Raw genomic sequence first — 10,055 nt, forward strand, 5'->3', positions numbered from 1 at the left:
CCTACCTTGGGGGCCGTGCTGGTGCCCAGTCCCGAGAGGACAGCGATGGAGCAGGCCGCCACGGTCTCCGGCTCCCCGACAGCCCAGGGCGCGCGAGTGCCCTTCTTCAGCCAGGCCGCGGGCTTCGCCGCCCTGTGGCCCAGGGTCGAGCCGCTGCTGACCGAGGTCCTCGAACGCGGCAAGTACTCGCACGGGCCGCTGGTCGGGGCGTTCGAGCAGGCGCTCGCGCGGTGGACCGGGGCCCGGCACGTCGTCGGCGTCAACTCCGGCACCGACGCGCTGGTGCTGCTGCTGCGCGCCGCCGGGCTCACCCCGGACGCGGAGGTGGTGGTGCCCGCGTTCAGCTTCGTGGCCTCGGCGTCCTCGGTGGTGCTCGCGGGCGGGCGGCCGGTGTTCGCCGACGTCGACCCGCTGACCTACGCGATGGACCCGGACGCCACCGCCGCCGCGGTCACCCGGCGCACCAGGGTGCTGATGCCCGCGCACCTGTTCTGCCAGACCGCCGACCTGGGCGCGCTGACCGAGGTGGCCGAGCGGTACGCGCTGACCCTGCTGGAGGACAGCGCCGAGGCCATCGGGATGCGCTGGGACGGCGTGCACGCCGGGCTGGTCGGCTCGGGCGGGGTGCTGTCCTTCTTCCCCACCAAGACCCTGGGGGCCCTCGGCGACGCGGGCGCGATCCTCACCGACGACGACCGGATCGCCGAGACCGCGGCGGCGCTGCGCCACCACGGCCGCTTCGGGCGCACCGTCGACGACTTCCCGGCGATCAACACCGAGAGCGCCGTCCCCGGCCTCAACAGCAAGATGGACGACTTCCAAGCCGCGATCCTGCTGGCCAAGCTGGGCACCCTGGAGGCCGACATCGCCCGGCGCGCGGAGCTGGCGCTGCGCTACACCGAGCGGCTCGCGGGCTGCCCCGGCGTGCGCAGGCTGCCCACCGTGGTCCGCCGCGACGTGCCGAGCAACCCGGTGTTCTACGTCTACCTCGTCGAGGTAGACCACCGCGACGCGCTGGTGCGCCACCTGGGCGCGCACGGCGTCGAGACCGAGGTCTACTACCCGACGCCGCTGCCGCTGCAACCCTGCTTCGCCGACCTCGGGCACCGCCGCGGCGAGTTCCCCCGCGCCGAGCACGCCTGCGCGCACGCGGTGGCGCTGCCGCTCTACCCCGACCTCCCCGACGACGACCTCGACCGGGTGTGCGACCTGGTCCGCGCCTTCTACGGCGGGGGTGGCGCGTGAAGCTGCCGTTCTTCCCCCCGGACCTGTTCGCCGACGAGCACGCCGAGCTGCTCGACACCGTGCGCCGCGTCGGCACCGACCCGGCGCAGCGGTTCATCCTCGGCGAGCGCACCGCCGCGTTCGAGGCCGCGCTGCGCGAGCACACCGGCGCCGCCGACGTGGTCGCCTGCTCCAGCGGCACCAGCGGCCTGATCCTGGTGCTGCGCGCGATGGACGTCGGCCCCGGCGACGAGGTGGTGGTGCCCGCGTTCGGGTGCGCGCCGCTGGCCGCCTCGGTGATCGCCGTCGGCGCCACCCCCGTCTTCGCCGACGTGCACCCGTGGACCATGACCGTCGAGCCGTACGAGGTCGAGCAGGCCGTCTCCGGGCGCACCGCGGCGCTGATGCCCGCGCACATGTTCTCGGTGATGGCCGACATGCCCGCGATGCGCGAGCTGGCCAACCGGCACGACGTGCGGCTCGTCGAGGACTCCGCGGTGGCCCAGGGCGGGGTGCTCGACGGCATCCCGGCGGGCCGCTGGGGAGAGGCGGGCGTGTTCTCGTTCGTGCAGGTCAAGACCTTCGGCACGGTCGGCGAGGGCGGTGTGGTCATCACCGACGACCCGGAGCTGGGCAGGCTGGCGCGGATGCTGCGCAACCACGGGCAGCCGCCGGGCCGCCGCTTCGAGCACCACCTGGTCGGCTACAACAGCCGCTTCGACGAGATCACCGCCGACGTGCAGTTGCGCAGGCTGCCGGGCCTGGCCGCCCGGCTGGCCCGCCGCGCCGACATCGCCGACTACTACACCGCCCGGTTCCAGGAGGTGGTCGAGCGCGGCGTGCAGCCCCCGCCGCCGGGCCGCGAGGGCCGCTGCCACTACGTGTACTCGCTGCTGGCCGAGCGCCGCGACGACCTGCGCGCGCACCTGGCCGAGCGCGGCATCGGCAGCCACGTGTACTACCCGACCCCGCTGCCCGCGCAGCAGGCGTTCGCCCCGTACGCCAGGGCGGGCAGGCACTGGCCGCACGCCGAACTGGCCTGCGCCCGCACCCTGGCCCTGCCGATCTACCCGCACCTGACCGACGCCGAGGTCGAGGCCGTCGCCGACGCGGTCTGCTCCTTCCCCGGGGGCGCCCGGTGACCACCGCGCTGGACCGCGCCACCCTCGGCGCCTACGCCCGCCTGGCCAAGCTCGACGTCTGGGACTACTACCTGGCGCTGCCGCTGGCCTGGACGCTGGTCGGCGGGCGGGGCACCGGCACCCTGCTGCTCTTCGGCGTCGGCACCGTCCTGGTCGTCGCCGCCTCGGTGGCCCTCGACGACGTCACCGGGCACCGCGACGGCAGCGACGCGGCCAACTACGGCCCGGACGCCCCCGCCCGCAGGCTGGCCCGCAAACCGCTGCTGACCGGGGAACTGACCGACGCCCAGGCGATCCGCTTCGCCTGCGGCTGCGCCCTCGCCGGTGGCGCGGTGTGGCTGCTGCTCGGCCTCGCTGCTCCACTGTGGACGTTCGTGCTGCTGCTGGTGTGCCTGCTGTCGTCGGTGCAGTACTCCTGGGGGCTGCGGATCAGCTACCGCGGCGGGCAGGAGGTGTTCCTGGCCGGGTTCGGCACCGGGCTCGTCCTGTGCGGGGTGGGCCTGGTGACCGGGGAGCTGACCCCGCTGGTGGTGGTCGAGGCGGTGCTGTTCGGCCTGGGACCGCTGCTGTTCGGCGTGTACTCCAACACCGCCGACGCCGCCGGGGACGCGGCCGTCGGGCGGCGCACGGTGGCCGTCCTCGCCAGTCCCGCCGGGAACCGGGCGTTCATCACCGGGCTCTCGCTCGCCGAGGTCGCGCTGGTCGTGTTCGCGGCCGGGCTCGGCGTGGGACCGTGGTGGTTCGCCCTGGCGCTGCTGCCCGCCGTGGCGGTGCGGGTGGCCCAACTGCGGCGCGGGGTGGGGCTGGGCGACGTGCTGCGCGCGCGGAAGCTGGGCCTGCTGGCGCACCGGGTGACCGTGGTGTCCCTGATCGCGGTCAACCTCCTGGGCGGTGCGGCATGAGCGCCGACCTGGACGTGGCGGTGGTGGGAGCGGGGATCGCCGGGCTGGCGGTCGCGGGCGCGCTCGCCGCCGCGGGCCGGTCGGTGCACGTCTTCGAGGCGGGCGACCACGTCGGCGGGCGGATGGCGAGCGTGCGGCGCGACGGGTACGTGGTCGACACGGGCGCGGAGATGCTCGGCACCGGCGGCTACCCGGCCACCTGGCGGCTGCTGCGCGAACTCGGCCTGACCACCGACGACGTCCCGGTGATCGGCCGCGACATCGCGGTGTGGCGCCGCGGGCGGGCGCGGGCGCACCTGGGTGAACTGCGCGGCAGCGGGCTGAGCCTGTTCGGCCGGGCCGCCATGCTGGCCGCCCTGGGCGGGCGCAGGCTCGACACCGACGCGCCCGAGACCACCCCCGGGCACCTCCTCGCGGACGTCGGCACCCGGGAGCTGCACGACTACCTCGTCCAGCCGCTCGCGGGCGGCTTCTTCGGCTGGGACACCCGGCTGGCCTGCGCCGGGCCGATGCTGGCGCACCTGCGCGCCGTCGGCGCCCCCAGCACCTACCGCACCTACCGCGACGGCATGGACACCCCGGCGCGCAGGCTCGCCGCGGGCCTCGGCGTCAGCACCGGCGTGCCGGTCCGCGCGGTCACCACCACCCGCACCGGCGCTCGGCTGGTCACCGACGCCGCGACGCTGACCGCCCGGCAGATCGTCCTCGCCGTGCCCGCCCCGGTCGCCGCCGCGCTGCACCCGGCCGCCCCGGAGTACGTGCACGCCTGCGAGTTCCGGCCGATGGTGAAGGTCGGGTACCTGCTCGACCGGCCGCTGGGACCGCCGACCGACTCGTTCGCCCTGGCCGTGCCCGCCGTCGAGGACACCCGCGTCGCGGGCCTGTCCTTCGAGCACCGCAAGCACCCCGGCCGCGTCCCGCCCGGGCGCGGCCTGGTCAGCGTCGTGGCCACCCGGCCAGCCGACTGGCTCGACGCCGACGACCGGGAGGTCGCCGCGGCGCTGCTGGCCGGGGCGGAGCGGTACGTGCCCGGGATGACCGCCGCCACCCTGGGCTCGGTGGTGTCGCGGTTCCGGCACGGGCTGCCGATGCCCACCCCGACCGCGCTCGCGCTGCGGTCGGACTTCACCGCCCGCCCACCCTCCACGGTGGACTACGTGGGGGACTGGTACACCGCCCGGCCGTGCGCCGAGGGGGCGGTCCGGTCGGCCGAACTGGTCGCCGACCGGGTGCTCGACCGCAGGACCGCACCCGTGGGGAGCCCGACGTGACCGCGACGTACGTGTTCGACACCGGCTTCGCCGGGGAGGACGAGCGGCTGGTCCTCGGCGAGCAGCTCTGGGACCCGGGGACGCGGGTCCGGCTCGCCGCGCTCGGTGTGGGACCGGGCTGGCGATGCCTGGAGGTGGGCGCCGGGCGCGGGTCCGTCGCCGGGTGGATGGCCGCCCGCGGCGCCTCGGTCACCGCCGTCGACCTCGACACCGACCGCTGCCGGGTTCCCGGGGTCGCGGTGCACCGCGGCGACATCACCCGCGAGGACCCGCCCGGCGGCGACTACGACCTGGTGCACGCCCGGCTCGTGGTGCAGCACCTGGACCGGCGGCGGGTGGCGGTGCGGCGGATGGCCGACGCGCTCGCCCCCGGCGGCTGGCTGGTGCTGGAGGACACCGACACCGCGTCGCTGTTCAGCCACGCCGACGGCCCGTTCCACCCCGAGGTCAAGGCCGCCGCCTACGCGGTGATGGCCGAATCCGGGTACCACCCGCGCTGCGGCCTGCTCGACGTCGACCTGGCCGAGGACGCGGGCCTGACCGTGCACGCCGAGGGGCGCGCGGAGGTCGTGCGCGGCGGCACCCCCGCGGCCCGCTGGTACGCGCTGTGGCTGGAGCACCTGCGGCCCCGGCTGCTCGGCCGGGTCCCCGAGGCGGCCGTCGATGCCGCCGTGCGCGACTTCGCCGACCCCGCGCACACCTGGCTCTCGCAGGTGATGGTGACCGTCCTGGGCAGGAAGGAACTCCCGTGAAAGTGCGATCGCTGGGCACCCTGTTCGACGACGTGGTCGCCCGCGGCATCCGCACGGTCGTCCACCTGGACCGGCCGCTGGACCTGGCCCCGCTGCGCGGCACCCGGTTCGACCTGCCCGCCGTGGCCGCCCTCGTCCGCGAGACCGCGGGCGCGCTGCACGCCGCCGGGGTCGGACCGGGCGACTCGGTGGCGGTGGTCAAGGAGAACCACTGGGACTACGTGCTCATCGCCGCCGCGGCCGCCCGGCTGGGCGCGGTGCCCGCGCTGCTGTCGGACCACCTCACACCGGAGTCGTTGCAGATCCTGCTCAAGCGGCTGGAACCCACCGCGCTGGTGACCACCCGGGCGGTACTCGACGACGGCCACGAGCACGGCATCGACCTCACCAGCCTGGTCGGGTGCACGGTCTGCCTCGACGGCGAACAGCCCGGCGCGGTCAGCCTCGCCTCGCTGCGCGGCACCCCGCCCCCGCCGCCGGTCGAGCGCGCCCCCGACGCGCCGCTGGTGGTCAACCACACCTCCGGCACCACCGGGCTGCCGAAGCTGGTCGTGCACACCACCCGCACCCTGCTGCACGGCATCGCCGCCGCCGAGGCCACCCGGGTGCCGGTGGTGTCGACCCGCGCGTCGGACACGGCCTGCTCCGCCATCGCCTTCAGCCACGGCCGCGCGGTCCCGTGGACGGCCTCGGTGCTGTCGCTGGGCCCGCGCGAGCTGGTCGTGGTCTCCGACGCCGAGAACGCCGAACCGGTGCTGCGCGCGCACCCGCCGACCACGGTGGAGGCACTGCCGTCGACCTACGTCCGGTGGATGCCGATGACCGGCCCCGACGGCCCGTTCCGCGGGGTGCGGCTCTACGTCAGCACCTTCGACGCCATGCACCCGCCGACCGTCCGCGCCTACCTCGGCGCCACCGCTCGCCGCGGCCCGCTGTGGTTGCAGGTGTGGGGGCAGACCGAGACCGGCCCGCTGACCTTCCGGGTGCTCACCCGGCGCGCACTGGCCGCCGCCGAGCGCCGCCACCCCACCACCCGCGACCTCGGCCGCCCGGTGCCCGGCCGCACCCGGCTCAAGGTGGTCGACCCGCGCACGTTCGCCGAACTGCCTCCGGGCACCCCCGGCCTGGTACTGGTACGCACCCCGGTGGTCTGCGTCGGCTACGTCGGCGAACACGACCGCTGGCACGCCAAGTGGAACGACGGCTGGTGGAACACCGGCGACGTCGGCGTGCGCACCCCGCTGGGCGCCTTCCGGCTGCTGGACCGGGAGGTCGACCTGATCCCCGGGCACAGCGGGGTGGAACTGGAGGACGTCATCGAGGACCGGGTGCCCGGCGTCGTCGAGTGCGTGGTCCTCGGCACCCCCGGCACGACCCCGGTCCCGGTGCTGGTCACCCGGGACGGCACGCTGGACGTGTGGGCCTGGCGGGCCGCGCAGTACGACCTGCCCCCGCTGGCCGAACCGGTGGTCCTCACCTGGGAACAGGTCCCGCGCACCGGCACCGGCAAGGTGCGCCGGATGGAACTGCGCGAGGTCGTCCACCGCGGCCAGGACACCTACGGCACCGGCCTGTGGACGTAGCCCCGCGTCGTTCCTACGGGAGGAGTCGCTGGTCGAGTTCCCGGACGGCGGCGGTGTCCGCCCAGGGGCCCAGGGTGGCCCGGGTGGTGCGCAGGCGTTCGAGCAGCCGGACCGAGCCGTTCTGCGCCGTGGCCTCGGCCACGGTGCCCGTGATCGTCGCCGCGTCATCGATCTGCCGCAGCTTGATCTGCGCATCGGCCAGGTACAGCATCGTGTAGGCGTTGTCCCGCACGAGCGCCCCATCGCGGTGCGTGAGGGAATCACGCGCCTGCCGGGCGGCGTCAGCCGGTCGATCGAGATTGAGGAAGCAAGCACTCCTCGTGCTGGGCAGGTAGCTGTGGTCGAAGAAATAGGCAGGCGACTTCGACGACATTTCCGGGTCGGCTGTCGACAGCTTTCCCTCCACCTCCTCCAGTGTTGCCATGCACAGCGCTTCTTGGCCGTCCTTGGCGTAAGCGCGGGCCGTTTCGCTCGCCGCGTACGCTTGCAGTAGGGGGTCGTCGGCCCGTTCGGCGGCTTTGCGGGCGGCTTCGCCGAAATCCACCGCCTGGTGCAAGCGGTCCTGGTTCTTCGCGGTGTTGCTCATGCGGGCCAGGGTGAGGCTGCTGAGCGCCGGGTCGCGGGCTTCGTGGGCCAAGGCGCGCGAGCGCTCGAAGTGCTCCCACGCCTTGCCGTAGTCCGTGCTCTCGACGAGCAACCACCCGGCCAACCCGGCCAGTCCGCCGCAGGTCGACAGAAGTGCCTGCCGCAGTTGTGGTGGGCAACTGCCGATCAGTCCCTGTGCCAGGGACAGTTGGGCGAGCACCGTCGGGAGCACCGCCTGAGCCCCCAAGGTGTCGTCCTGCCGCCGGCACGTCTGGTACACCGTCTGGATGTGCCCGATGACCTGTTCATCGACCCGGCCGGGAGCGGCGATCGCTTTCACGACGCGTTCTTGCTCGTCCGGGTCGAGTTGGATCGCGGGTACGCCCGCGGTGGCGGTCATCCAGCCGAGCAGTCGGAGCAGGTCTCGACGGTTCATGGTGCCCATCAACTCCCACGCTAGGGTCCGAATGGGTTCGGGTTGCTCATCGCACCGCGCCATCCCGTCACGACACGGAAAGGAGCGGGCGCAGCTCGCAGGTGCGACGGGCGGCGGGTTCACGGGTTCGGGCGAGGGCAGGAGTGCGCTCAATTCCGGGATCGTCAGGCCGAGCACCTTGGCGATCTTTCCCCGCATCCACGGCTGCGGTTCGTGGACGCCCTTTTCCCAACGGCCCACCGTCTTGGAACTCACTCCCAACCGGTAGCCGAACTCATCCTGGAAGAAACCCAGTGCCCGCCTGGCGGCCCGGAGCCCGCTGTCGGAGCCGCCGCTTCCGCGCCCCACGCCACCTCCCGCGGCCCGGTCGTCCACCTGATGACCCGGTGGACGTGTAGCCGGGGATAGGTGTGGGCAGCCCGGATATTCAACCTGCCACCCATTTGGATTAAGCATTGCGACAACGGGCGTCACCGGTGCACTGCGCATTTCCGCACGTGGATCGCGTCGACGTCCGGTGAACGTCCGAAAATGCGTCCGGCGTGGCAGGAGGTTTTCGTCCTTTTCCTGCCTGCGCGCACGGCGTGTACTGGTGGCGGAAGACGCTCGCCCACCATGTCGGTTCCGTCGCGGAGGAATACGGGAACGACCCCTGGTGCGCCTGGAAGCAATGGAGATCGAACATGGGGATTCGTGGCAGGTGGTCGCGCGCAGGCGGTCAGCACGACAGCGGGCCGCCGTGCTGACCGCTCTCATCGCCCAACTCCAAGCGGTCCGCACCACGGCGGACCAGATCAGGCACGCGCTCGAAGTGGGCAGCCTCAACCCGGCCGACGTCCTGATCTACCCCCTCGACCGCCGCCACACCCCCGAGGCCCAGGAAATCCTCGATCGGTTCGCCATCCCGTGATCCGGAGTGGACACCCGTGCCGCCGCTCGGCGGCTGGGCCGTGGACCTGGTCTGCGCACCGCGTGACAACTGCGCCCGGTGCTTTTGCGCACCGGGTTGAGCCAAACATTCACCACTGTTCACAAGACCCGGGCAACGATTTACGGTCGACCCCAGCACGTGCCGCTCGACGCTGAGGAGCCGTTCCGATGACTGTTGCCCCCCGCACCGGGAGGCGGTCCCTGCGCGGACCGCTCGGCCTGCTCGCCGCCGCCGCGCTGACCGCCGGGGCCCTGGTGGGCGTGGACGCGTCCGCGGCGGAGAACCCGTACCAGCGCGGCCCGGAGCCCACGGTGCAGAGCCTGGAGGCCGCCGCGGGCCCGTTCGCCGTGGAATCCGCCCCGGTGCAGGCGGGCGCGGGGTTCGCGGGCGGCACCGTCTACTACCCGGCCGACACCGGCGAGGGCACCTTCGGCGGTCTGGCGGTCTCGCCCGGATTCCTGGAGGTGCAGGCGGCCATCTCCTGGCTGGGCCCGCGGCTGGCCTCGCACGGGTTCGTGGTCGTCACCATCGACACCCTGTCCCCGTTCGACCAACCCGCCGCCCGCGCCGACCAACTGCTGGCCACCCTGGACTGGCTGACCACGGCCAGCCCGGTCAAGGACCGGGTGGACGCGAACCGGCTCGGCGTCCTCGGCCACTCCATGGGCGGCGGGGCGTCGCTGGCCGCGGCCAAGAAGCGCCCGTCGCTGCTGGCCACCGTGCCGCTCGCGCCCTGGAACACGGTCAAGGACTGGGCGGCGGAGTCGGTGCCGAGCCTCATCGTGGGCGCGGAGAACGACACCATCGCCGGTGTCACCCAGCACGCCGAACCGTTCTACGAATCCCTCGGCGGCGAGAAGGCGTACCTGGAACTGCGCGGCGCCGACCACTTCGTCGTCACCGCCGCCACCCCCACCGTCGGCAAGTTCACCGTGGCCTGGCTCAAGCGCTGGATCGACTCCGACACCCGGTACGACCGGTTCCTGTGCCCGGCCCCGGCGCCCGACGCGGTGATCTCCGAGTTCCGCGAGACCTGCCCCCTGGGCTGATCCTGAACTTCGGCCCAAGCCCTGGGTTTTGGTGTGGGTGCCCGGGTGGATGTGCTCGGCCGTGCCTTCGCGAGTCCGGGCTTGCCGTGAGGTGCTCGACTGGGTGGGTGTGCTCTGCCTTCGTCGCCGGTTGTTTGTGGGTGGTGCCCGGCTGGGTGGATGTGTTTGGCCGGGGCCCCT

At 73.7% G+C, this 10,055-nt stretch carries 9 protein-coding genes; 8 read left to right on the plus strand and 1 reads right to left on the minus strand.

Features of this window, described 5'->3' with window-relative positions; all coding sequences use genetic code 11:
* The first annotated feature begins 21 nt into the window (after positions 1-21).
* From UO65_RS37395 to UO65_RS15450, 6 genes are read left to right on the plus strand one after another with little or no spacing between them, the layout of a single operon-like run.
* Complete coding sequence (locus UO65_RS37395; protein ID WP_411431361.1) at positions 22-1,245, plus strand: DegT/DnrJ/EryC1/StrS family aminotransferase; 1,224 nt, start codon at positions 22-24, stop codon at positions 1,243-1,245.
* Complete coding sequence (locus tag UO65_RS37400) at positions 1,242-2,366, plus strand: DegT/DnrJ/EryC1/StrS family aminotransferase (protein ID WP_035283145.1); 1,125 nt, start codon at positions 1,242-1,244, stop codon at positions 2,364-2,366. The genes UO65_RS37395 and UO65_RS37400 overlap by 4 nt, the downstream gene beginning before the upstream one ends.
* A complete protein-coding gene (locus UO65_RS15435) occupies positions 2,363-3,268 on the plus strand; it encodes a UbiA family prenyltransferase (protein ID WP_035283147.1) in 906 nt (301 codons plus the stop codon). The genes UO65_RS37400 and UO65_RS15435 overlap by 4 nt, the downstream gene beginning before the upstream one ends.
* On the plus strand, positions 3,265-4,539 hold the full coding sequence (locus UO65_RS15440; RefSeq protein ID WP_035283149.1) for a protoporphyrinogen/coproporphyrinogen oxidase: 1,275 nt from the start codon (positions 3,265-3,267) through the stop codon (positions 4,537-4,539). The genes UO65_RS15435 and UO65_RS15440 overlap by 4 nt, the downstream gene beginning before the upstream one ends.
* The gene (locus tag UO65_RS33375) at positions 4,536-5,291 is read left to right on the plus strand and encodes a class I SAM-dependent methyltransferase (RefSeq protein ID WP_052021219.1); all 756 of its coding nucleotides are present in this window, start codon (positions 4,536-4,538) and stop codon (positions 5,289-5,291) included. The genes UO65_RS15440 and UO65_RS33375 overlap by 4 nt, the downstream gene beginning before the upstream one ends.
* Positions 5,288-6,874: an AMP-binding protein gene (locus tag UO65_RS15450; RefSeq protein ID WP_035283150.1), complete on the plus strand. Its 1,587-nt coding sequence runs from the start codon at positions 5,288-5,290 to the stop codon at positions 6,872-6,874. The genes UO65_RS33375 and UO65_RS15450 overlap by 4 nt, the downstream gene beginning before the upstream one ends.
* Before the next feature lie 13 nt (positions 6,875-6,887).
* On the opposite strand, the gene UO65_RS15455 is transcribed toward UO65_RS15450, so the two are convergent.
* Positions 6,888-8,243, minus strand: coding sequence for a helix-turn-helix transcriptional regulator (locus tag UO65_RS15455; protein WP_035283151.1), 1,356 nt, complete (start codon positions 8,241-8,243; stop codon positions 6,888-6,890).
* Between the two features lie 307 nt (positions 8,244-8,550).
* Between UO65_RS15455 and UO65_RS36765 the strand changes: the two genes are divergently transcribed.
* Both UO65_RS36765 and UO65_RS15465 read left to right on the plus strand, forming a co-directional pair.
* A complete protein-coding gene (locus UO65_RS36765; protein ID WP_161784472.1) occupies positions 8,551-8,805 on the plus strand; it encodes a hypothetical protein in 255 nt (84 codons plus the stop codon).
* A 188-nt stretch (positions 8,806-8,993) separates the two neighbouring features.
* A complete protein-coding gene (locus UO65_RS15465) occupies positions 8,994-9,875 on the plus strand; it encodes a dienelactone hydrolase family protein (protein ID WP_035283154.1) in 882 nt (293 codons plus the stop codon).
* The last annotated feature ends 180 nt before the right edge of the window (positions 9,876-10,055 follow it).

It is taken from the genome of Actinokineospora spheciospongiae (assembly GCF_000564855.1).
GTDB classification, from domain to species: domain Bacteria; phylum Actinomycetota; class Actinomycetes; order Mycobacteriales; family Pseudonocardiaceae; genus Actinokineospora; species Actinokineospora spheciospongiae.